Source organism: Caballeronia catudaia (assembly GCF_001544755.2).
GTDB lineage: Bacteria > Pseudomonadota > Gammaproteobacteria > Burkholderiales > Burkholderiaceae > Caballeronia > Caballeronia catudaia.
The window spans coordinates 25,788-47,973 of sequence record NZ_FCOF02000024.1; the positions used below are offsets into that span (position 1 = coordinate 25,788).

The 22,186-nt window shown below is 63.8% G+C and carries 22 protein-coding genes; 4 read left to right on the top strand and 18 right to left on the bottom strand.

Annotation, left to right across the window (positions count from 1 at the left end; translation table 11 throughout):
• The first annotated feature begins 218 nt into the window (after positions 1-218).
• Complete coding sequence (locus AWB75_RS23050) at positions 219-1,514, top strand: MFS transporter (RefSeq protein ID WP_235012205.1); 1,296 nt, start codon at positions 219-221, stop codon at positions 1,512-1,514.
• Between the two features lie 384 nt (positions 1,515-1,898).
• Here AWB75_RS23050 and AWB75_RS23055 read toward each other — a convergent pair whose 3' ends face one another.
• The 9 genes from AWB75_RS23055 to AWB75_RS23095 form a co-directional block, all read right to left on the bottom strand.
• Positions 1,899-2,570, bottom strand: a complete 672-nt coding sequence (locus tag AWB75_RS23055) for a DUF4286 family protein (protein WP_061126362.1) — start codon at positions 2,568-2,570, stop codon at positions 1,899-1,901.
• A 19-nt stretch (positions 2,571-2,589) separates the two neighbouring features.
• Positions 2,590-3,831 (bottom strand): cytochrome P450, encoded by a 1,242-nt coding sequence (locus AWB75_RS23060; RefSeq protein WP_061126363.1) that lies wholly within the window; start codon positions 3,829-3,831, stop codon positions 2,590-2,592.
• 35 nt (positions 3,832-3,866) lie between these two features.
• Positions 3,867-4,625 carry a glucose 1-dehydrogenase gene (locus AWB75_RS23065; RefSeq protein WP_061126364.1) on the bottom strand — a complete coding sequence of 253 codons (759 nt, stop codon included), beginning with the start codon at positions 4,623-4,625 and terminating at the stop codon, positions 3,867-3,869.
• A 108-nt stretch (positions 4,626-4,733) separates the two neighbouring features.
• A complete protein-coding gene (locus tag AWB75_RS23070) occupies positions 4,734-5,975 on the bottom strand; it encodes a cytochrome P450 (RefSeq protein WP_061126365.1) in 1,242 nt (413 codons plus the stop codon).
• Between the two features lie 43 nt (positions 5,976-6,018).
• Positions 6,019-7,236, bottom strand: a complete 1,218-nt coding sequence (locus tag AWB75_RS23075) for a porin (RefSeq protein ID WP_061126366.1) — start codon at positions 7,234-7,236, stop codon at positions 6,019-6,021.
• Between the two features lie 85 nt (positions 7,237-7,321).
• Complete coding sequence (locus tag AWB75_RS38660) at positions 7,322-7,798, bottom strand: hotdog family protein (RefSeq protein WP_061126421.1); 477 nt, start codon at positions 7,796-7,798, stop codon at positions 7,322-7,324.
• A 40-nt stretch (positions 7,799-7,838) separates the two neighbouring features.
• A complete protein-coding gene (locus AWB75_RS23085; protein WP_061126367.1) occupies positions 7,839-8,984 on the bottom strand; it encodes a CaiB/BaiF CoA transferase family protein in 1,146 nt (381 codons plus the stop codon).
• Complete coding sequence (locus AWB75_RS23090) at positions 8,981-9,988, bottom strand: ketopantoate reductase family protein (RefSeq protein WP_061126368.1); 1,008 nt, start codon at positions 9,986-9,988, stop codon at positions 8,981-8,983. The genes AWB75_RS23085 and AWB75_RS23090 overlap by 4 nt, the downstream gene beginning before the upstream one ends.
• Before the next feature lie 185 nt (positions 9,989-10,173).
• Positions 10,174-11,094, bottom strand: coding sequence for an AraC family transcriptional regulator (locus AWB75_RS23095; protein WP_087086765.1), 921 nt, complete (start codon positions 11,092-11,094; stop codon positions 10,174-10,176).
• 107 nt (positions 11,095-11,201) lie between these two features.
• Between AWB75_RS23095 and AWB75_RS23100 the strand changes: the two genes are divergently transcribed.
• From AWB75_RS23100 to AWB75_RS23110, 3 genes are all read left to right on the top strand, one after another.
• A complete protein-coding gene (locus AWB75_RS23100) occupies positions 11,202-11,999 on the top strand; it encodes an SDR family NAD(P)-dependent oxidoreductase (RefSeq protein ID WP_061126369.1) in 798 nt (265 codons plus the stop codon).
• Positions 12,000-12,095: 96 nt separating this feature from the next.
• A complete protein-coding gene (locus AWB75_RS39195; RefSeq protein ID WP_268807858.1) occupies positions 12,096-12,224 on the top strand; it encodes a hypothetical protein in 129 nt (42 codons plus the stop codon).
• A gap of 1 nt (position 12,225) precedes the next feature.
• Complete coding sequence (locus tag AWB75_RS23110; protein WP_061126371.1) at positions 12,226-13,185, top strand: LysR substrate-binding domain-containing protein; 960 nt, start codon at positions 12,226-12,228, stop codon at positions 13,183-13,185.
• Between the two features lie 5 nt (positions 13,186-13,190).
• Here AWB75_RS23110 and AWB75_RS23115 read toward each other — a convergent pair whose 3' ends face one another.
• The 9 genes from AWB75_RS23115 to AWB75_RS23155 form a co-directional block, all read right to left on the bottom strand.
• Positions 13,191-14,363: a CaiB/BaiF CoA transferase family protein gene (locus AWB75_RS23115; protein ID WP_061126372.1), complete on the bottom strand. Its 1,173-nt coding sequence runs from the start codon at positions 14,361-14,363 to the stop codon at positions 13,191-13,193.
• Position 14,364: 1 nt separating this feature from the next.
• On the bottom strand, positions 14,365-15,612 hold the full coding sequence (locus AWB75_RS23120; protein WP_061126373.1) for an NAD(P)/FAD-dependent oxidoreductase: 1,248 nt from the start codon (positions 15,610-15,612) through the stop codon (positions 14,365-14,367).
• Entirely contained in the window at positions 15,609-15,860 is a 252-nt protein-coding gene (locus AWB75_RS23125) for a ferredoxin (protein WP_061126374.1), read from the bottom strand. Before AWB75_RS23125 ends, AWB75_RS23120 begins: the two co-directional genes overlap by 4 nt.
• A gap of 43 nt (positions 15,861-15,903) precedes the next feature.
• Positions 15,904-17,079 (bottom strand): cytochrome P450, encoded by a 1,176-nt coding sequence (locus AWB75_RS23130; RefSeq protein ID WP_235012206.1) that lies wholly within the window; start codon positions 17,077-17,079, stop codon positions 15,904-15,906.
• Between the two features lie 87 nt (positions 17,080-17,166).
• Positions 17,167-17,862, bottom strand: coding sequence for an SDR family NAD(P)-dependent oxidoreductase (locus AWB75_RS23135; protein ID WP_041733573.1), 696 nt, complete (start codon positions 17,860-17,862; stop codon positions 17,167-17,169).
• Between the two features lie 165 nt (positions 17,863-18,027).
• Entirely contained in the window at positions 18,028-19,695 is a 1,668-nt protein-coding gene (locus AWB75_RS23140) for an ATP-dependent acyl-CoA ligase (RefSeq protein ID WP_235012207.1), read from the bottom strand.
• A gap of 30 nt (positions 19,696-19,725) precedes the next feature.
• A complete protein-coding gene (locus tag AWB75_RS23145) occupies positions 19,726-20,598 on the bottom strand; it encodes an acyl-CoA thioesterase (RefSeq protein ID WP_061126377.1) in 873 nt (290 codons plus the stop codon).
• 11 nt (positions 20,599-20,609) lie between these two features.
• The gene (locus tag AWB75_RS23150) at positions 20,610-20,921 is read right to left on the bottom strand and encodes a 2Fe-2S iron-sulfur cluster-binding protein (protein WP_061126378.1); all 312 of its coding nucleotides are present in this window, start codon (positions 20,919-20,921) and stop codon (positions 20,610-20,612) included.
• Between the two features lie 22 nt (positions 20,922-20,943).
• Positions 20,944-22,182: an NAD(P)/FAD-dependent oxidoreductase gene (locus tag AWB75_RS23155; protein WP_235012208.1), complete on the bottom strand. Its 1,239-nt coding sequence runs from the start codon at positions 22,180-22,182 to the stop codon at positions 20,944-20,946.
• Between the last annotated feature and the right edge of the window lie 4 nt (positions 22,183-22,186).

Below are 22,186 nucleotides of genomic sequence, written 5' to 3' on the forward strand. Positions count from 1 at the left end.
GGACCAGCCTACGAAGCCAGTTTAAAGGAGCGAACGTCACCTCTGGTTGTCCAATCGCGATGACGGCGTTGCCAAGTCGAGAATGGCTCGGCCACCTTCTGCTCTTGCATACTACGCGTGCGCACTGGACCGGACGCGTTCAGGTCCGGTGGCGCGAACAGAAGCCTGAGAAGAGGGCCGCAAAACCTATCATGGAGCGAGACATGTCAATCAACCCTATGACCGCCATGCCTTACGCGGACGCAGCGCCGGACGAGCGCCGCGTCTATTCGAAGGTGTCGTGGCGACTCATTCCCTTTCTGCTCTTGTGCTATACGGCCGGATATCTCGACCGCGTGAACGTCGGTTTCGCAAAGCTGCAAATGCTCGATCAACTGAAGTTCAGTGAGACGGTCTACGGGCTTGGGGCGGGCATATTCTTTATCGGTTACGTGATCTTCGAAGTTCCAAGCAACATCGTGATGCACAAAGTCGGCGCCAGGATCTGGATTGCGCGGATCATGATCACGTGGGGCCTCATTTCGGCGGCAATGGTATTCGTCAAAACGCCGACCGCGTTTTACGTGATGCGGTTCCTTCTAGGGGTAGCGGAAGCCGGCTTTCTGCCTGGCATCCTGCTATATCTGACGTACTGGTATCCGCCGTCACGCCGCGGAAGCATCGTTGCACTCTTCCTCGGGGGAATCCCGCTTGCCGGCATGCTCGGCGGTCCCCTATCCGGCTGGATCATGCACGCGTCTGCAAACATCAGCGGATGGTCCGGATGGCAGATGATGTTTCTGCTCGAAGCTCTTCCCTCAGTGCTGCTCGGCATAGCCGTATTCTTTGTATTGGGCAACGATGTCCGCTCCGCGAAATGGCTGACTGAATCCGAGAAGCAACTGCTGGAGACGAATCTCGAACGCGAGGCGCCGGACACTCAGGTCCATTCGCTGCGCGGCGCGTTCACCGAACTGCGCACCTGGGTCTTGTGCGCGATGTACGCCTTTATCCTGATGGGCGAATATGGCGTGCTGTTCTGGATGCCGACCATCATCAAGGACACGGGCGTCTCCGATCCACTTCGGGTCGGCTGGCTCACGGCCATTCCCTACACTGCGACCGTCATTGCGATGTTCGTTGTCGGGCGGCACTCGGACCGAACACGTGAGCGCCGGTGGCATCTCGCCTTGCCCGGTGTAGTTGCCGCAGTCGGACTTGCGCTTGCCGCGATGTATCCGCACAGCACCGTCATGGCCGTAGTCGGATTGACGATCGGCACGATGGGCGTCCTCGCTGTTGTATCGCAGTTCTGGAATCTGCCTCCGGCGCTGCTAGGTGGCATCGCGGCCGCCGCGGGAATCGCGCTTGTCAATTCAGTCGGCAACCTCGCCGGCTTCGTCAGCCCCTACATGCTCGGGTGGATCAAGCAAGCCACCGGCACGACAAGCATCGGCCTTTATATACTCGCCGCAAGCATGCTCGTCGGAAGCGTGACCGTATTTTACTTTCCCTCGCGGCTGGTTAATCGTTAGGCCTTGGCTCGCACCATTAGATGAACGGGGCGGCCGATGCTGCGCATGGGGCGCACATCGAACTGGCGGAAATCGATCTCACAGTCATCGACCTGTCATGTTTCGCTGACGCCGCCAGTTCGATCTTCGGTGGCGTTCACCGGATCTCAATCCCGGTGCGTGCATGTTCAAGCGTGGCATCCATGTGACATGCACGCGTCAACAACAAAAACGAGCCCGAAGGGCGCTCCCGACTCGTGGTAACCGGCGGGCACCGCGATGCCTGGCGCACCCGCGATGTTGATCTCTCCACCGTCGTCTCCTGAATGGTGTTAATTTTTGAATCGGGCAAACTTGGTGCAAGGCTTCAGTTCTCAGACTCGAGCTTGCGGTTCGCAGTGTTGATCAGACCTCGGCGACACTCACCTGCAAACCGTAGGTCTTCCAAGATTCATGTCCGGCCAGGCCCCAAGAGTAGCAGCGTGAAGCAGTGAATTCATTGCGAGCGAAGTCTCGAAGATGCTCTTCAGAGATCCCTTCCACCAAAATAATCCACTCCTCGGCGAAGCGATTGCCGCTTCGACGACTTTCTTCCGTCACATGCATTGAAGCGGTCTGATCAGGTTCCGCGAAAGTAATCCGCGCGATGCCCGGCCGTGTGCACCAGCCGTCAAGCAACTCCGGCGTGATTTCTTTCTTCAATTCCAAAGCATCGGAGGGCCGCGCGCTGACCATCATGACAAACGCCCCTTCGGCATTCCCGGCTTTCGCTAGCAACCGGTATGCTGCGCGGCGGCCATCCTGGAAGGTCGGAAGGATGGCGCGAGTCCAGATCGTAGGATTGTTCAGACGATCAAGATAATCCGGCCGAGACAGCACGGAAAGAGATTCGACGTCATAGAGAATGAGATAGCACCGCGTGGCATCCGTGCATTCGAAGCGCCGGCCACGCAAGAATCCGGGAATCGCAAGGCGCTCGGGCAAATGCTCGCGCGTATGCCACGCGACGAAGTTCTCTTCGTCGCATTTGCGCAAGGTAAGCGTTGCACAGAGGATGGCTCGGTCAGGTTGCGTCATCTCTTACCTTCTATCGAAACTACCACTCGACTGGCAATGAAACGAGTCCGAAGACATTGCCATTGCGCTTGAACTCGAGCGCGTCGAACGGCACCGCGAGACGCAGTGTCGGCAGCCGCTTGAACAACGTTTCGAACAAGACCTGCAGTTCAAGGCGTGCAAGCGGTTGCCCCAGGCACTGGTGCACACCGAACGAGAACGCGACATGAGAGGCGCTCTTGCTATCGCGGCGGATATCGAAACGGTCGGGTTCCGGGAATGCGTCGGGATCGTGATTTGCCGCCTGCACTGGCGCGAATACGCCTTCTCCTTTGCGAATGAGTTGGCCGCCGATCATGACGTCCGCGGTAGCCACGCGAGCGGAATTCATATGCGTGATCGAGTGAAAGCGCAGCATCTCCTCCACCGCGCCCTTGACGAGCGAAGGGTCCGCGATCAGCGCCTCCACTTGCACCGGATCCTCCAGCAAGCTCAACAGGCCGAGGCCAATCTGATTGGCGGTCGTTTCGTGTCCTGCGAGATAGAGCAAAGCGCCCATCTGCACCGCGTCTGCATGCGACAGCTTCCCCGGATTGATCCACTCGATCGCGAGACGGCTCAACAGATCGTTGCCCTCGCCAGGATCGCGCTCCTTCTCGCGCAGGAGATCGTCGATGTATTGCTCCATCTCCTGAGCGGACTGCCTGAGCAATTCCGGGCTGATGTCGAGATTCATGCGATTGCTGCTCAACCTCTGCAACCGCGCGTGATCTCGATAAGGTACGCCGAGCATGATGGAGATGACCATCGACGGCAGCGGCAGCGCAACGTCCTGAATGAAATCGGCGGGCGCTCCCTTTTCGATCATCTGCTGGAGCAAAGCATCGAGCGTCTCTTGCACGAACGGCCGCAGTTCATCGATGCGCTTCATCATGAATTCCTTCGTCAGCGTGCGCCGATACTGACCATGCTCCGGCGGATCCATCGTGATGAAGGTCTGATAGGACCTCGACTGCGCGGCGCGAGCGGGCGACACGGAAGGATATCCGTGTGTCTCCGGCGACGCGCTGAAATGAGGGCTCGTCAGTACGTCACGGAAGTCTTTCATCTTCGTCACGACCCATACGTCGCTGCCGTCCCAGGCTTTCACGCGCTTGATCGGATCGCTCTCGCGAACGACCGCGTAGCGTGGCGGCGGATGCAGCGGGCACTGCGCGGCACGGGGCCACGGGAAGGTGTCGTTGTCGATCGGACAGGACTGCGCGAAAGTATCGTTTGCCATCGAAATAGCCCCTTTGTCTGAACCGTTGCAATCATTCAGCGCGCCGTCTGGCCGCCGTCGATGGGCAGCGCCACGCCGACGACGAACGATGCGGCATCGGAACACAGCCACACGACGGCATCCGCGATTTCCTCGGGTTGCGCCATGCGGCCGAGCGGATTGGCCGTCTGCGCGCGCGCGAGCAGTTCGTCGCCGAAGCGCTCGCGCGTAAGCGCCGTGTCGACGAGCCCCGGACACACCGCATTGATGCGAATGCCTCTCGCCGCGAACTCGATTGCCGCCGCCTTCGTCAGCCCCACGACACCGTGTTTTGCCGCACCGTAGACGCCATCGGAAGGCACCCCGACGAGACCCGAGCGCGACGCATTGTTGACGATCGCGCCCTTCCCCGCGATCAGCATGTGATCGAGCTCGGCCTTCATGCAATGCCAGACGCCTTCCAGGTTCACGGACATCACGCGGTCCCAGTTCTCCTGCGTGGAGACATGCAGGCTTGCGGCGCGATCAGGCACGCCCGCATTGTTGAACGCCATGTCGATCGCGCCGAAGCGCTCGACAGCCGATCGCATCATGGCCTTGACGGACTCGGCATCGGTGACATCGACCTGGATGAACATCGCTCGTGCGTCGACTTGCGTTTCGATGAGCTTGACGACCTCGACGCCACGCGCTGCATCCGCGTCCGCCACGACGACGGCCGCAGCGTTGCGGGCGAATGCGATCGCCGTGGCCCGTCCGATGCCCGACCCGCCGCCCGTGACGAGTGCAACTTTTCCGGCAAGATTACGATCCATTGACTTCTCCTATGCCGCCATCGCCAACGTGGCAAGAAGCGCGATCAGCGCGTCGAACGTTGCGCGCAGGTGCTTCACGAATGAATGCTTGTTCATCGCGGTCTCCCTCTACCATCGGACAGGCAATGCCTTCAATCCGTAGACGAAGGACTTGTCCTTGTAACGCAGCGCATCCTCGGATACGGCAAGCTCGAGATGCGGAAAGCGTTTGAAGATCGTTTCGAACACCACCTGAAGTTCGAGCCTTGCAAGCGGCTGACCGAGGCATTGGTGAATGCCGAACGAGAATGCGACATGCGATTGGTCTTTCGTATCGCGGCGTATGTCGAAGCTTTCGGGTTCGGGAAACGCAAGCGGATCATGATTCGCTCCGTGGAGCAGCGCCAGCACGCCCTCGCCCTTGCGGATCAACTGACCGCCGATCACGACGTCTTCCGTCGCAACCCGGTTCGAGTTCATGTGCGTGATCGAATGAAAGCGCAGCATTTCCTCGACGGCGCCCTTGACGAGCGACGTGTCGGCCATCAATGCAGCGCGTTGCTCCGGATGCTGAAAGAGGCTCAGCAGCCCGAGGCCGATCTGATTCGCGGTCGTCTCGTGTCCGGCGAGATAGAGAAGCGTCGCCATCTGCACGGCGTCCGCGTGCGATACCTTGCCGGGATTGATCCACTCGATCGCCATCCGGCTCAACAGGTCGAGGCCGTCGCCGGGATCGCGCTCCTTCTTCAGCAAGAGCGCGCCGATGTATTGATTCATATGCTTCGCCGACTGCGTCAATGCTTCGGGCGCGATCGACAAATCCATCCGGTCGCCGCTCCATTTCTGAAGCTTGTCGTGATCCTCATAAGGCACGCCGAGCATGATCGAAATGACGAGCGACGGCAGCGGTAACGCGACAGCCTCGATGAAGTCGGCCGGTGCGCCGTGGCGCTCCATGTCGTCGAGAAGCCGATCGAGCGAACGCTGGACCAGCGGGCGCAACTCCTGCATGCGCTTCGCCATGAACTCCTTCGTCAGTGTCCGGCGATACTGGCCGTGCTCGGGCGGGTCCATCGTGATGAAAGTCTGGTACGACTTCGACTGCGCGGCCCGTGACGGCGAGATGAACGGAAAGCCTGGCGTCAGCGGCGAGGCGCTGAAGTGCGGGCTCGTCATGACTTCGCGAAAATGCTCCATGTCGGTGACGAGCCACGCAAGGCTGCCGTCCCACAGACTCACCTGAACGACGGGAGCCCGCTCGCGCAACGTCGCGTATTGGCTCGGCGGCGCCAGCGGCGCGGCGCTGTCTCGCGGCCACGGAAAGCGCTCCGTGGCGAATGGGCATGTAGCAGTAGTCTCGGGCATGTTCATTCGTTCCTCGCAATGTGTTGAAGAGCGCGTTATCGATCGCGGTCTAGAACCGGTGCCGCACGCCCACGCGCAGCACGACCTGATGCGGCGTATTGGATGGCGTGATCGTCAGATAGGACGCCACGGCGCTTTGTCCGGTCGAATCCACGCCGGATGCGACCTGGTAGTTCGCCATGAAGTAGACGTCGGTGCGTTTCGAGAGAAAGTAGTCGACCGACGCATTGAACATGTGGTACTTCGCGCTGTCCTTGCCGTCGATCGCACCGCCCACGAGATAGTCGTACGAACCGTTCAGCCAGAGGAACGGCGTGAGCGCGTAACGCGCGAACACGTTGTAGCTGTTGAACGCGGCGTTGCCCGTATAACCCCGTGGATTGGTCAGCGCGAGATTGCCCGACGAAGGCGAGTTCAAATCGCCGAACGTGATATGCGAATAGTCGAAACCGACAATGACACTCTGTACCGCGTATTGAATCGCGGCGCCCATTACCTGGTAATACGCCGCCGACGCAAATGCGCCATACACCGGGTTCGTCTGAACGCCGCTCGTCGCGCCGAGGTTGTTCGCGGTGGCCGAACTATTGGGGTTGTTGCCGAAGAATGACCGGTTCGGATCGCGGGCGCGCAGATACGCCACCGCGCCGGTGAATGGGCCATTGGAATAGGAAGCGCCCGCCGAATAGATGCTGTTCGTGCCGAACGAGCCCGCCACACCGCCGAAACTGTACAGCCCGCCGAACTTGAATCCGCCATAGGTATTGCTGGTGAATTTGACGGCGTTGTTCACCCGGTACGTGTTGCCGAAGTTGTTGATGTCATTGCCGTGCAGCGCGTAAGTGCCGTTGCCCACCGCGCCGGTGATCGGCCCGATGTAATCGACAACCGAGTCGTACTGACGGCCGATCGTCACGGTGCCGTATGGCGACGCGAGACCGACATACGCTTGTCGGCCGAATATGTTGCCGCCCTGACCGAGCGCGCCCGTGCCGATATCGAAGCCGTTCTCCAACACGAAGATCGCCTGATAGCCGCCGCCGAGTTCTTCGGTGCCGCGAAACCCCAGACGGTTGCCCTGCATGATGCTGCTGCTCATCGCGTATTGATGACTGCCCGTGCGTCCGCCGGGCGTCGCGGTCTGCGCATTGTTGATGAAGTTCAGACCGTAATCGATGATGCCGTAAATCAACACGTTGCTTTGCGCCGACGCCTGCGCCGATACGAACAAAACCGCGGCGGCCGACGGCCATCTCCAATATTTCATTGCTGTCTCCATGCCTCATATCTTCGAGACTTTGATTGGTAGTGCTACATTAGAAAACTAAGTTCACTGATGTCATGTGGCTGGTTCACCGCGCGCACAACGACAGGTTTGGCACGCCTGCAACAACCGCCGAGCGGAACCGGTACAGCACGTTCGCACGCATGACCGGTCCGCTCAGGACGTCGCAATCCATTGCGCATTCGAGATTCAGGTGCCAGTGATCGCCCGCCGGCTGAACCGCCCTGACCGTTGCGCCGACGCGCAGACCCGAGCCCGTCGGAACGGGGGCGACGAACTGCAATTGCTCGATCTTGTGAAGCGCGACATTCAGCGTGTCCTCCAGCATGTAGATCTGCTGAAGCATCGGAATCAGCAAGGCGAGCAAGACGCTGCCCGGCACGAACGCCTGATTCGCGCCGCCGCTGTCGCTCGCCGTCCGGTCTTCGGTCCACGCGTCGAAGCGATCGAGCACGGCCTGATCGACCTCGAACCAGTCGCTGTGACCCAGATGAATGCCCAGACAGGCACGAATGCCGTCGACGCCACTCAGGATGATGGGCACGGGCTTCTCCGTATCGGGTGCGAGCGGCGGCCGGTTTGCTTCACGAGCCGAACAACTCGGCATTGCCTTCGCCGAGCGCGGGCGCGGCCTGGCGAGGTTTGAACAAGTGCCCGTTGAAGCGCGCCGGGTAGCGTATTGCCCGGACCGCGCCCGCGGGTGTTTCGAGTTGCGAATACAACTGGTTGTGCCGCACCTGCGGATCGTGCAGATGCGCATCGGGCACGTTGACGGGACCGGCCGGCACATCGAGCTCGCGAAACCGCGCGAGCCAATGCGCGGTTGTCCGTTCTTTGAGCGGCGCCGCGATGCGCTCGAAAAAGGCATGAGTCATATCGCGCTTGTCGGTGATCTTCTTCAACTCGTCTTTCCATTCGGGATGCCCGAGCGCTTCGAGCGTGCGGCTCAATTGCTTGCCCGACACGGGCGAAATCACGAGATACCCGTCGCTCGTCGCAAGCACCGGCTGCGGCGCGAGCGTTCCGGGCGATGTGTCGTCGACGAAAGCGCGGTTGTGGAACATGTCCGGAAAGTTGTAGTAGGACAGCATGTCGAGCATCGAGGTCTCGAGATGAATCGCCTTCTGGCCACGATCGCGCGCGATCAGTCCCGAGAGCGCCATCTGCGCGGCGAAGACCGCGGCAACCTTGTCGGCGACGAACGTGTTCGTCGCGCGCGGCGTGCCGCCCGCGGCTTCGTAGCTGAGTAGGCCGGTGCGGCCCTGAATCAGCGCGTCGAACGCCGGTTCGGCGGCGAGTTCGCCGTCCGCGCCGTACCCCGTGATCGAAAGCTGAACGATGCGCGGATTCAGCGCGCTCACCGCCTCGAAGCTCAACCCGAGCGACGCCGACACATGCGGACGCCAGTTCTCGATATACAGATCCGCGTCGCGCAGGAGCGTCTTGAATCTCGCGAGATCGTCGGCGGACTTGAGATCGAGCGTGACACTGCGCTTGCCGCGATTCGCATTGGTCCATACCGTACCCACACCCTTCCAGCCATGACCGAAATTGCGATAGGGATCGCCCGTGGGCGGCTCGACCTTGATGACTTCGGCGCCGAGATCGGACAGCATCTGCGCGCAGAACGGACCTGAAATATAGCTGCACGCCTCGACGACCTTCACGCCGGCGAGGGGGCGTCGGAAGTCGTCGTCTTGCGTCGCGGCGGTCGTGGATGCGTGTGTCATGCGTGTTGCTCCTGTGTTTTGAGTGCATGCGCCGCCGTGACGGCGCGCAGTTGCGCCATCGCGAGCACGGCGTCGAGAACCGGGGTGCCCACGTCTTCGAGATCGCGCAGCGCGCGAATCGAGCGGCTCAGCGGTCCGAGTTCGAGCGGACGGCCCGCCTCCAGATCCTGCAGCATCGACATCTTGTGATTCGATGCACCGACGGTCAGCGCGATGCGACTGTCGGGCGCCGGCCCGATCGCGAGCCCCAGTTGCGCGGCAATGGCATCGGCTTCGGTCATCATCGCCCGGACGATGTCGAGCACGCCGCGCGCCTCCGCCATCTCGCCCAAAGTGCCCTGCGTCAGCAACGCCACGGGATTGAACGCGAGACTGTTGACGAACTTCATCCAGATCGCGGCGCGGATGTCTTTGTTCACCTTCGACTCGATTCCGCTCGCGCTCAGCAATTCGCTCAACGCGCGCACGCGAGGCGAGTCGCCGCCGTCGAGCTCGCCGATCGGACAGCCTGCCTTCGCGCCGTCCTGCACGATGACGCCCGGCGCGCTCGCATGCGCACCGATCCAGTAGACGCAGCCCAGCACCTGCTGCGGCGGAATCGCGCGCCATTGACGCCCGCCGCGATCGAGCGAGGGCAGTTGCCGCCCGTCGAAAGGTCCGGGAAACGCGTGGAAGAAATAGTAGGGAATGCCTGTGGTCGGCGGCAGCACCGTGGTGCGCGGGCCGATCAGCGGCGCGATCTGTTCGAGCGCTTCGTCGACCTGATGCGCCTTGAGCGTGATGAACACGTAGTCCTGCACGCCGAGTTCGCGTGTGTCGGACGTGGCGCGCACGGGCGCCGTGAACGTCTCGCTCGCGGTCGTGACGCGCAACCCGTGGCGGCGGATGGCGTCGAGCGTCCTGCCTCGCGCGACGACACTCACGTCGCAGCGTCCGGCGCGCGCGAGATGCGCCGCCAGATAGCCGCCGATCGCCCCGCCTCCGAAAATGCATACCCTCGACATAGTGCGCTCTCTTGCGAATCCGATGAATGGCGCCGTGCCTCGCTTCGGAGAGAAGCGAGCGCGGACGCTTGCGATGAGCACAAGATACGGGCGAGCCCCGCGCGAGGGGAAATACTAAAAAACGATGATTCAAGCAGATCGGCGTATAGCTGGGAAACCCGCTGCGAAAACCGGCGAGCGCGCGGCTATTCGCTTCGTCTCGCGCGCCTGAAGGCCGCGGGCGCGACGCCCACGCTGCGGCTGAATGCCGTGCTGAAGGCGCTATCCGAGTAGTAGCCGATGGACAGCGCGATATCGATGATCGGACGCTCGCTGTTGATGAGCGCATCCTTGGCGAGCGCGATGCGCCAGTTCGACAGATACGTCGCGGGCGCAACGCCGACACGCTCCGCGAAGCGTCGCGCGAAGGCGGCGCGCGACATGCCGACTTCCTTCGCGAGACTGTCGACGGTCCAGTGACGCGCCACGTCCGCGTGCATCCGCTGCAGCGCGAGGTGGATGTTCGGATCGGCCATGCCGCTGAACCAGCCCGCCTCGCGCGCGTCGATCTTCGTCAGCGGACGGCGCCACACTTCGACCAGCATGATCTCGACGAGCCGGCTCATCACGAGGTCATGCCCCGGCAGATCCCAGCCGGACTCTTCACCGATCAGCGTAATGAGGCGCGACAGCCGTCCCGCTTCCTCATCCGACGAACGGATGTGCAGAAAGTCCGGCAGCATGCCCGAGAACAGCGCCGTATGCTCCGGGCCGATCTCGAAGTAGCCGCCGACGAGACGCACCTTGTCGCCGCCGAGCCCTTCGTCCCAGCGCACGTATTCATCGCTCGCGACGTGCGCTTCCATCGCATGCAGCGTGCCGATGGCGTCGGGATCGCTCACGAGGCAGTAGCGGGCCGTCGCGCGCATCAGCAGGTAGTCGCCCTGCCGCATCAGGAGCGGCTGGCCGTGGCGCGGCACATACCAGCATTGCCCCGTGACGACGAGACAGAACACGGGTATGTCCCGGCACGGCACGCTCATGCCCCACCGGCCCTGCGCGTCGACCGTTCGCCAACTGATCGCCTGGGGCCGCATGAGTCGGATGATGTCGGTCAGGATGTCCATGTTGAGACGATCGATAAACTTTCAGAGACAGGCTCTTATAGATTAACTCATTGCGTTGAATTAACTTCTCTCTCATCAAGCAGAAAAAAACAGAACGGAGACACGCAATGAAGCTGAAGGACCGGGTCGTCGTGGTCACGGGCGCGGCGCAGGGCATGGGACGCGCGATCGCCATCGAGGCAGCGCGCCAGGGCGCCGCATGGGTCACGCTCGCGGACGTGCAGGAGGACCGCGGCGCGACGGCCGCCCATGAGGTCGAAGCGGCCGGCGCGAAAAGCTGCTTCATCCGCACGGATCTGTCGAACACGGACGCGATCCGCCACATGATCGACGAGACCGCGCGCCACGCGGGCGGCATCGACGTGCTCGTCAACAACGCCGGCGTCACCGACGATGGCCTGACCGGCCACGCGCCGTCGATCGAAGACCTGCCCGAAGCGGTTTGGGACACGGTCATGAACGTGAATCTCAAGGCGATGTGGCTCGCGTGCAAGTTTGCCGCGCCGTGGCTGCGCAAATCGACGAAGAGTCCCGCCATCGTCAATGGCGCGTCGGTGGCGGGCAGCGTCGCCTACCCGGGTTTGCCCGCGTACGCGGCGAGCAAGGGCGGCGTGGTGATGCTGACCAAGGCCATCGCGCTCGATCTCGCCGATGCGGGCATCCGCTGCAACGCCTACGCGCCGGGCGCGATCGACACGCCGATGCTCGGCCACAGCGTCGAGCACGCGCAGGATCGGGAGAAGGCCCGCGCGCGCCTGTGGGGCACCCATCTGCTCAAACGTCTGGGACGACCCGAAGAAGTCGCGAAGCTCGTGTGCTTCCTCGCGTCCGACGAAGCGTCGTTCTCGACGGGCAGCATCTTCAGTATCGACGCCGGCACGCTCGCGTGGCGCGGCGTTCATTGAACCCGAGCGGGCGCCGCGATGCGAGCGACGGACAGGCGCGGCGCGAAGCCGGTTCTGGCATGCCGCCTGGCTCGCATGCTGTCTCTCGCGCTGTATATGAGCGACCCGATCCGCCAGATGGCCGACGAGCGGCTCGTTGCCGCCTATGTCGGCGAGACGGAATCGAATCTGCGCGGGCCGGCCGATACGATCGGCCCGACGCGAACCGCAAGGAAGGAACGCTGACATGAACATGCGCCAACTCCAGTACTTTCTCGCCGTGGCCGCCGAGCTCAACTTCACGCGCGCCTCGGAACGCGTGAACATCGCGCAGCCCGCGTTGAGCGCGCAGATCATCGCGCTGGAAGACGAACTGGGCACACTGCTTTTCACGCGCGAGAAACGCAAGGTATTGCTCACGCCCGCCGGGGACATTCTCGTCGAGCACGCGCAGCGCGTGCTCAACACGGCGTCGGCGGCCATCGCGGCGGTGCGCGCGTCGGGACGCGGGGCGCGCGCGCATCTGATCGTCGGTTCGATCTACACGGCGATTTACTGCTTTCTGCCGAACACGCTGCGGATCTTCAATACGCTCGCGCCGAACTCGGACGTGAGCCTGCAGGAAATGACGATCTCCCAGCAAATCGCGGGGCTCAAGGAAGGCCTGATCGAAGTCGGACTCGTGCGCGGCCATGTTTTCGATCACAACATCGTGACCGAGCTGCTGTATCGCGACTTGCTCGTGGTGGCCGTGCCTGCCGGAAGCGAGTACGACGTTCCGGGACCCGTCGAGCTGCGCGATCTCGCGACGTGGCCGCTCATCGCGGTCGCGCGCGGCACGGCGACGGAGCGCGGTTACGGCGACAAGATCCTCGACATCTTCGAAGACGCGAACCTCGAGCCCAACGTCGCGAAAGAGGCCTACGACATGCACGCGTCCGCATGTCTCGTCGCGGCAGGCGTGGGCGTCGCGGTCGTGCCGGCCATCATGCAACTGATGCAGCCGCACGGCGTCGCCTACCGGCCGCTTGCCGTCGAAACCGCAGGCGTTTCATTGTCGCTCGCCTGGCACAAGGACCGCGTGCCGCCGCTGCTCAACGCATGGCGCGAGGCCGCGCGCGCGAACGCGGCGCAACTGATCGCGCGTCATCCGCAATATTTCATCGATACATCATCGCCGCGTCTCGTCGAAGCCGCCGCTGCCTGAGGCGCTCAGCGCGGTTTGTCGCCCGCATCCAGCCAGGCATCGATCTCTTCGCTGTGCTCGCCCAGATGAGGCGCCGCGCGCACTTCGGCCGGCCGCGTGCCGTGAAAGCGCACCGGCAGGCGCATGCGCAGCGTGCCGCCTTCCGACGGATGCGTCCCGTGCTCGAAGAAACCCACCGCCGCCAGATGCGGGTCCGCGAACACGCCTTCCAGATCCCGCGCTTCCGATGCGGGGATATCGCATTCGGCGAAAAGCATGAGCCAGTAGCGCAACGGCTTGTTCGCCACGATGCGGGCCATTTCCGCGTGCATCCGGTCGAGCGCGTGAAAGCGTTCGCGCGCCGTGCATAGCTTTTCCTGCTCGAGAAAGTCCGTGTGCCCCGTCACCTCGAAGAAGCGCACCCAGCGTTCGTCCGTATATGGCGCGACCGCGATAAAGCCGTCGAGACACTTCAGCGGCTGGCGCAGCGGATCGAGCTGGCGCGGATAACCGGCCGCATCGGTCGGCGGAATGAACGCGCGGCCGTAGAGATGCTCCTGCAACAGGAAATGCGTGAAGCTCTCGAACATCGGCACCTCGACGGCCTGTCCCTGCCCGCTGCGCTCGCGATGAAGCAACGCGCCGAGCACGGCATACGTCGCATGCAGACCGGCGACTTTATCGGCCATCGCCATCGGCAGATAGCGCGGCGCGGGGTTGCCGTCGGCGCGGGGCAGCAGGCTCGCCGCACCCGATGCGGCCTGGATGATGTCGTCGTATGCGGGCATGCCCGAATACGGACCGCCTTCACCGAAACCCGTGCAATGCACGTAGGCCAGGCGCGGATGCAGCGCGCGGATCGTGTCGTATCCGAGACCCAGCCGCTCGATCGCGTCGCGCCGCAGGTTGTGGATGAACACATCGCAGCGGGCAAGCAGTCGCAGCAGCGAGGCCTTGCCGCGCGGCGTCTTCAGATCCCACACGACGGAGCGCTTGCCGCGATTGAGCGTCATGTGCGCCGGTCCCATGCCGCGCGTTTTCGCGGGCCGCCCGACGCGCCTGATCTCGTCGCCGGCGAGCGGCTCGATCTTGATGACATCGGCGCCCATTTCGGCGAGCGTCGCCGTGCAATACGGGCCGAAGATCACCGACGTCATGTCGAGGATGCGGATGCCGTCGAGAATGGGCGATGCAATCATGTCAGACCGCTTCCTCGAGCGTCAGCAGCAGCTTGAGGTCGAACGAAGGATCGGCGGCCTGCTCGCGCGTCGGACTGATGCGCCGTTGCAGCAGGCGCCGCGCGGCCATGTGCTCGGCCGGCCGGTTGCACGACTCGACGCCCGTCAGCCGATGATGCCGGTAGCGGAACACCGAGAACGCGCCCGATGCGGGATCGCCGCGCACGACGCTGCTGTCGAGCCTTCGTGCGACGCCCGCTATCTGCAGCCGCGCGCCGCCCTGATCGCTCCAGAAGACGGGCGTCTGATCGTAGGGCGTCACGTCGCCGAGCAGCGCGCGCGCCACATGCCGCGCCTGGTCGACCGCGTTCTGCACTGATTCGAGGCGCAGCAGATCGCCGCCGTCGAACGCGTACGGAAACGCCGCGCAATCGCCGATGGCGGAGATCGCCGGGTCCGATGTGCGCAGCCGCTCGTCCACGATGATTCCGTTGAACGCCGGCAGACCGCACGCCGTGGCGAGTTCGCCGTTCGGCACGACGCCGGCGGCCACGAGCACGAGATCGGCGTCGAGCCGCGTGCCGTCCGCCAGTTCGACGGCGCACGCATGATCGCCGCTGCCGAGAATGCGCTCGACGCGCGCATCGAAGGAAAAGCGCACGCCCGACGCCCGATGATGCGCGGTGTACGCCGCCGACATCTCCGCCGAGATCGCACGCTTCATCACGCGATCCACGGATTCGACGACATGCACGTCGCAGCCCCGTGCGGCCGCGATGCTCGCGACTTCCAGGCCGAGAAAGCCCGCGCCGATCACGACGACGCGCTTGGCATCGCCGAGTGCCGCCTTGAGCCGATGCGCATCGGACACCGAGCGCAGCGACACGACGCCGTGCGCCGGCTGCGTCGCGAACGGCAGCGAGCGGTTGCGCGACCCCGTCGCGAGAACGAGATGATCGTAGGACACGACGCGCCCGGACAACAGCGCAAGACGCTTGCGCTTGCGATCGATCGCGCCGACGCGCTCGCCGGCCAGCCGCTCGATGCGCGCATCGTCGAACCAGTGTGCTTCTTCAAGGCTGAGATCGTCCGCCGCGACGTCGCCGGTCAGGAAGCTTTTCGACAGCGGCGGCCGTTGATACGGCAGCCCCGCTTCGTCGCCGACGAGCGTGATCGCGCCTTCGTAGCCTTGGTCGCGCAAGGAAGCCGCGACCTGCAGCCCGGCCTGCCCCGCGCCGACGATCACGACCGATTCGGGCCGCGCGTTCACTGCCCGTTCTCCTGCGCGGCGGCGTCGCCGGTCAGCTTTTCGACCTTGATCGCCTTCGACGGGCACTTGCGCGCCGCGCCGAGCACCTTTTCATAGAGCGCCTCGTCCGGTTCCGTCTGCAACAGCTTCACGACGCCGTCCTCGTCGCGCTGATCGAACACGTCGGCCGTCGACAGCACGCACAGTCCCGCGCCGACGCACACGTCCTGATCCACCGCGACGCGCAGTTTGAAGTTTCCGTTTGCCATGCCCTGCTCTCCTTCATCGCTCCGAAGAGCGCGCTCCAGTTGATTACCAGGTGACCGGCAAGGCTTCGAGGCCCTGCACGAAATGATCGCCCTTGCCCTTGATCTGTTCGAGCGGCACGGCGAAGCGCAAGCCCGGCATGCGTTCGAACAGCGTTGCAAACACGACCTGCAACTCGACGCGCGCGAGCGGCTGGCCCAGGCACTGATGAATCCCGTAGCTGAACGCGACGTGATGATCGGCCTTGCGCGTGATGTCGAAGCGATCCGGCTGCTCGAACGCCGTGGCGTCGTGATTCGCGCCGGAAATCAGCGCGATCACGCCTTCGCCCTTGCGGATCGTCTGCCCCGCCACGTCGACGTCTTCCGTTGCGACCCGGAACGCGTTGTAGTGGACGATGGTATGAAAGCGCAGCATTTCCTCGACCGCGTTGCGCAAGAGCGATGGGGTCTCGCGCAGCAGGTGCAACTGGTCCGGGTTGGTGAGGAAGCTGAACACGCCGAGCGCCATCTGGTTCGCGGTCGTTTCGTGGCCGGCCATCAGCAGCAGCTCGGCCATGATGACCAGTTCGCGATGCGTCAGATGCCCCGGCCGAACCTGCTCGACGATCAGCCGGCTCAGCAGGTCCGTGCGCGTGTCGGCGTCTTTCGCGCGCTCGGTGATGAGCCGGTCGAGATACGAGAGGATGCGCTCGGATGCCGCCTTCGGAATCGACGGATCGACATCGAGCAGCACCTTTAGGCGGCTTTGCTCCTGAAAGAAGCCGTGATCGCTCGCGGGCACGTCGAGCAGACCCGCGATCACTTCGGACGTCAGCGGAAGAAAAAGGTCTTCGACCAGATTCGCGGGCGGACCTTTCTCCAGCAGCTCGTCGACGAGCCGGTTGAAGATCGCGTCGATGCGCGGGCGCATCTCGCTCACGCGCTTGATCATGAACTCCTTGGTCAGCATGCGCCGAAAGTGACCGTGCTGCGGCGGGTCCATGCGGATGAACGCGGGCTCCAGATCGAGCACGGCATTGCGCGCGGGCGAGAGGCTCGGAAAGCCGCTGACGTGCGGATCGCCGCTGAAGCGGTTGTCGCCGAGCACGGCGCGCACATCGTCGTAACGCGTGAAGAGCCATGCGTCCTTGCCGTCCCACATCTGCACTTTCACCGGTCCCGGTTGCTGCTGAAAATCGCGATACTCCGCGGGCGGAACGAAGGGACATTGCCTAGGCATCGGGAACGCCGGCTTGCTGAAAGGACATCCAGACATCGCGCCTCCCGTCAGATCGAATGAATGCTTGAGTTCATGTCGGGAAGCCGCTTACAGACCGCCATTGACGTCGAGCGTCGCGCCGGTGACATAGCGCGCGTCGTCGCTGACGAGAAAGCCGATGGCCGATGCGATCTCTTCGGGTTCCGCGGCGCGCTGCAGGCCCGAGCCCGCGATGAGCTTGTCGCGGATCTCCTTGGGCACCTTCTCGCCCATCGCCGTGTTGATCGTTCCCGGCGACACGGCCGCGACGCGAATGCCGTGCGGGCCAAGTGGCTTCGCCAGGCTCTTCGTCAGATTGATGACGGCCGCCTTCGAGCCGCCGTAGTCCGTCACGCCGCTGCCCGCCGTCGCCACGATCGACGCGAGGTTCACGATCACGCCGCCGCCGCCCGCCTTCACGAGACGCTTCGCCACTTCCTGGCTCAGAAAGAACGGCGCGCGCGCGTTGACGCCGTAGGTGAAGTCGTAGTCGTTGGGCGAGATGTCGAAGAACGTCTTGCCGTGCCAGACGCCCGCATTGTTGATGAGCACGCGGATCGTGCCGTGCTCCGCGTCGATGGCTTCGACGGCCGCGCGAATCTGCTCGATATCGGTGACGTCGCACTTGCGGTAGGCGTACTCGCCCTTGCCCGACTCGGCGACATCGAGCCCGACGACCTTATAGCCGCGCTCTCTCAGGTTCTTGCAGATGGCTTGTCCCGTCAGGCCGTTCGAGCCCGTAACGACTGCAACGTTTGTGGTCATGTGTCACCTCTTCTCACGATATGGTCTTGAACCGGATCATCTTCATGCACGCTCTGCGCGAGCGGCTCAGGCTCAAGATTCGCCCGGCTGGCGCTGCGGGTCCAATACTGTTTTGCGAGGGAGTGAGACCGAATTCCTATCGTTGCGGCTTCGTGAGTGCGCGCATCAGCGCTGAACGACGATGCCCGCGCGTTCGCGATCCCAGCAGTCGGCGGTGATGCCTTCGGCGCGCAGCCGATACTTCTCGACGCGCTCGCTCGGCGTCTTCGGCAGGCTGTCGCGAAACGCGATGTAGCGCGGAATGGCGAAGTAAGCGAGGTGCGGCTCGCACCAGCGGATCAACTCGGCTTCCGTGAGTGTTTCGCCCGCTCTGAGCACGATGACGGCCTTCACGTCGTCTTCGCCCAGATCGGAAGGCACGCCCACCACGCACGATTCGAGCACGGCCGGGTGCGCGCCGATCACCGCCTCTACCTCGAATGACGAAATGTTCTCGCCGCGCCTTCGCAGCGCCTGCTTCTTTCTATCGACGAAGTGAAAATAGCCGTCGTCGTCCTGCCGCGCGAGATCGCCCGTGTGGATCCAAAGGTTGCGGAACAGGTCGAGTGTCGCGTCGGGGTCTTTGTAGTAGCCGCTCGTACCGAGAAACGGGCGTTGCGGCCTCACGATCAGTTCGCCCGTCGTGCCGCGCGCTACTTCGTTATCCAGATCATCGACGATGCGCGCCTCGTAGCCCGTGACCGCTTTTCCACACGCGCCCGCGCGCCGGTCGTCGTACGGATTCACGAGGCAGCTGCTGCATTCGGTCATGCCGTAGAGTTCGAGCAGGCGCGTGTTGAAGCGCGCCTCGAATGCATGCCAGAGATGCGGCGGCGCGGCGGCGCCCACCATCAGGCGAAGCGGGTTGTCGGCGTCGAGTGGCGATGGCGTCTGCTTCATCAGGATCGACAGCATCCCGCCGATGAACTTCGCCGACGTGCAGTTCCACCGGCGGCAATCGTCGAGCATGCGGCTCGCCGAGAAGCGATCGACGAACACCGCCTGCGCATCGGCCAGAATCGCGGGACCGGTCGTGCCGTGCGCGCTCGTGTGAAAGAACGGCAGGCCGGTGTAGAGCACGTCTTGGTCGGTGTAGCGCGAATACTTCACCGCCTGCGACCAGATTTCATACCAGTAGTGATGGCTGATCAGCACGCCCTTCGAGCGCCCCGTCGTGCCCGACGTGTACGAGATGGTCGATAGCTGCCTGAAGTCCACCGCAACGCCAGGCGCGGTCTCGGCGCGGGACATCAGTTCGTCGAAGTGCAGGGCTTCGCGTCCGGGCCAGCCTGTGAGATGCGGCTGCGCGCGCGCATCCACGACGATCGTGTGATTCAGCTTCGGCAGGCGGTCGGCGATCGCGCCGAGCGTCGCGGCGTACGCCGGCTCGGCAACGAGCGCGATGCAATCGGCATGATCGATCTGATACGCGAGCCCTTCGCCTTTCAGCGCGGCGTTGATCGGCACGCAGACCGCGCCGATCCTGTTCAGCCCGAACCACGCGAAAAGGAACTCGACGCGGTTCGACAGCATCAGCGCGACGGTGTCCCCGGCCCCGATGCCGAGCGCGCGAAAGCCGTTCGCCGCGCGATTCGACGCTGCGTTCAGTTCGTCGAACGTGATGGTCCGGTCGCGAAACCGGAACACTTCGCGATACGGATGTCGCCGCGCCTTGTCCTCGATGATGTGACCGATCACGCGCTCCGTCCGCGCATAGTCGTGCATCGTCCATTCGGACCATCGGCGCTCGGCGCGCTCGAACTTGTCGTCCCACTGACCCATCGTGTCGCTCACCCTGATTCATCCATCGGTTGCGCGACAGCGTCACGCAAGACTCTCATCCTCGGTGGCGCGCATCAGGCCTTCCTGCATCGCCGTGCCGATGCGCCGTCCGTCCTGATACAGCGCGCCCGCGCCCAGCCCCCGATTGTTCGTCGCGCACGGCCCGTTCATGTCGTAGTAGAACCATGCATCGGGGCGCGCGGGCGCATGGAACCACATCGCGTGATCCAGGCTCGCCGAGCGCGTGCGGCGGTCCATCGTGCCGTAGCCGCGCGGACGCATCGCGGTGGTCATCAGGTCGAGATCGCACGCATAGGCAAGCACGGCGTGACAGAGCAGCGGATCGTCGTCGCACGGCTCGCGCAAGCGGCACCAGAGCCCGTTGACGGGCGCCGTCACGCTCGGATCGAGCCAGGGCCGCCACATCTCGCTGCGCCGCTCGAAGAGCCTCATGATCGTCGCCACGTGCGAGCGGCGTCGTTCGAGCAGATGCGCTTCGCACGCGTAAAAATCCGCTTCGGCGGGCATGCTTTCGGGCGATGGCGCGTCGGGCATCGGCGCGAGACGCTTGTGATCGCCCTCCGCCGCCTGAAACGAGGCCGCGCCGATGAACACCACGCGCTCGTCCTGCGTGACCGTCACGCGCCGCGTGCTGAAGCTGCGGCCATCGCGCACGGGCTGCACGTCGAAGCGAATGCGCTTGAACACGTCGCCGGGCTGCACGAAGTAGCCCTGCATCGAATGCAGGCCGTGCGACTCGCGCACGGTGCGTCCCATCGCCATGATCGACTGCGCGAGCAGCTGCCCGCCGTAGATGCGCCGCACGCCATCGACGAGCGAATCGCCCGCGAAAACGTGACGGCTCTCTTCGCGCACCCGCAGGACCGACAGCAGATCGCTGACCGTCAGCGCCATGCGTCCTCCCGTCAGCCAGGAATCGCGACGACGAGGCCATCCAGTTCCGGCGTGATCTCGATCTGGCAGCTCAGGCGGCTGTTGCCGCGCGGCTCGCCAAGACCTTCGAGCATTTCGCGCTCGATATCGCACGCTTCGCCGACCGCGCCCATCCACGCATCATCGACATAGACTTCGCAGGTCGCGCAACTGCACGCGCCGCCGCATTCGGCGACGATGCCCGCGATCATGTTGTCCACTGCGCCCTGCATCACGGAACTGCCGAGCGGCACGTCGACTTCCGTGGTCTCGCCGCTTACCTGCACATATTTGACGACTGGCATTGCACACCTCTCTCTGGCTGAATCAATCGGACTGCTGTTGCGCCGTTTCGAACAACGACTTCAATGAAAACGCTTCGTCGGACAAGCGCGCTGCATCGACCGCGATCCCTTCCGCGATCAGACGCTTGCTGAGCATGAATTCTTGCGCGCGGTTCACGCAATCCGCCGCGACGAGCCGGCCGTCCTTCAGATAGAACGCGCAGAAGCTGCGGCCCGCGTCGCGCGCGCCGCGCACGACGACCTGGTCGTAGCCCGCGTTGAGGCCCGCGATCTGCAGCTTCATGTCGTATTGATCGGACCAGAACCACGGCAGCGCGCGATACGGCTTGTCCTTGCCGCACAGCGCCGCGGCGGCGGCCTTCGCCTGCTCCGTCGCATTGGGCACCGATTCGAGCCGGATGCGCCCGTAATACGGCGACGGATGCATCGTGCAGTCGCCCGCCGCGACGATGTCCGCGTCCGAGGTCCGCGCGCATGCATCGACGACGATTCCGTTCTCGACATCGAGCCCGGCCGCTTGCGCCACTTCGATATTCGGCGTCACGCCCACGCCGATCACGACGAGACTCGCGGGCAACGCCGTGCCGTCGCCGAGCACGATCCGCTCGACGCGAGCATCGCCTTCGAAACGATTCACAGTGACGCCGGTACGGATATCGACGCCTTCTTCCCGATGCACGCGTTCGAAGAACGCCGACACCTCCGGCGCCGTAACGCGCGCGAGCACACGCGGCGCCATTTCGAGCACGCTCACCTGCATGCCGAGCCGATTGAGCACGGCCGCCGTTTCGAGGCCGATGTAACCGCCGCCGACGATCGCCGCGTGCGCGCCCGGCTGCACATGCCGCCTGATGCGATCGATGTCCGCGATGCCGCGCAGATAGTGCACGCCTTCCAGTTGCGCGCCAGGCAGCGCGACGGTTCGCACGCGCGTGCCGGTGCACAGCGCTAGCTTGTCGTAGGCGAGCGATGCGCCGTCGCCCAATGTCACCGACTTGCGCTCGCGATCGATCGCGACGACGCGCTCGCCGAGACGGAACTCGATGCCGAACTTCCCGTACGCATCGCCCGTTCGGATCAGCAGATCGCCGCTCTTCTTTTCGCCGAGCAGATAGGCTTTCGACAACGGCGGCCGGTGATACGGCAGATGCGGCTCGTCGCCGATCACGACGATGCGGCCTTCCCAGCCTTCCTGCCGAAGGCTCGGCGCGAGTTGCGCCGCCGCATGGCTTGCGCCGACGATGATGCAGGTCCGCTCCACGATG

Coding starts and splice junctions, on each gene's coding strand:
- AWB75_RS23100 (WP_061126369.1), top strand. CDS start 11,202: ATGAAGCTGAAGGACCGGGTCGTCGTGGTCACGGGCGCGGCGCAGGGC.
- AWB75_RS23145 (WP_061126377.1), bottom strand. CDS start 20,598: ATGGCGCTGACGGTCAGCGATCTGCTGTCGGTCCTGCGGGTGCGCGAA.
- AWB75_RS39195 (WP_268807858.1), top strand. CDS start 12,096: ATGAGCGACCCGATCCGCCAGATGGCCGACGAGCGGCTCGTTGCCGCC.
- AWB75_RS23125 (WP_061126374.1), bottom strand. CDS start 15,860: ATGGCAAACGGAAACTTCAAACTGCGCGTCGCGGTGGATCAGGACGTG.
- AWB75_RS23130 (WP_235012206.1), bottom strand. CDS start 17,079: ATGCCTAGGCAATGTCCCTTCGTTCCGCCCGCGGAGTATCGCGATTTT.
- AWB75_RS23115 (WP_061126372.1), bottom strand. CDS start 14,363: ATGATTGCATCGCCCATTCTCGACGGCATCCGCATCCTCGACATGACG.
- AWB75_RS23085 (WP_061126367.1), bottom strand. CDS start 8,984: ATGACACACGCATCCACGACCGCCGCGACGCAAGACGACGACTTCCGA.
- AWB75_RS23055 (WP_061126362.1), bottom strand. CDS start 2,570: ATGACGCAACCTGACCGAGCCATCCTCTGTGCAACGCTTACCTTGCGC.
- AWB75_RS23065 (WP_061126364.1), bottom strand. CDS start 4,625: ATGGATCGTAATCTTGCCGGAAAAGTTGCACTCGTCACGGGCGGCGGG.
- AWB75_RS23070 (WP_061126365.1), bottom strand. CDS start 5,975: ATGAACATGCCCGAGACTACTGCTACATGCCCATTCGCCACGGAGCGC.
- AWB75_RS23110 (WP_061126371.1), top strand. CDS start 12,226: ATGAACATGCGCCAACTCCAGTACTTTCTCGCCGTGGCCGCCGAGCTC.
- AWB75_RS23075 (WP_061126366.1), bottom strand. CDS start 7,236: ATGAAATATTGGAGATGGCCGTCGGCCGCCGCGGTTTTGTTCGTATCG.
- AWB75_RS23150 (WP_061126378.1), bottom strand. CDS start 20,921: ATGCCAGTCGTCAAATATGTGCAGGTAAGCGGCGAGACCACGGAAGTC.
- AWB75_RS23090 (WP_061126368.1), bottom strand. CDS start 9,988: ATGTCGAGGGTATGCATTTTCGGAGGCGGGGCGATCGGCGGCTATCTG.
- AWB75_RS23135 (WP_041733573.1), bottom strand. CDS start 17,862: ATGACCACAAACGTTGCAGTCGTTACGGGCTCGAACGGCCTGACGGGA.
- AWB75_RS23060 (WP_061126363.1), bottom strand. CDS start 3,831: ATGGCAAACGATACTTTCGCGCAGTCCTGTCCGATCGACAACGACACC.
- AWB75_RS23095 (WP_087086765.1), bottom strand. CDS start 11,094: ATGGACATCCTGACCGACATCATCCGACTCATGCGGCCCCAGGCGATC.
- AWB75_RS23050 (WP_235012205.1), top strand. CDS start 219: ATGACCGCCATGCCTTACGCGGACGCAGCGCCGGACGAGCGCCGCGTC.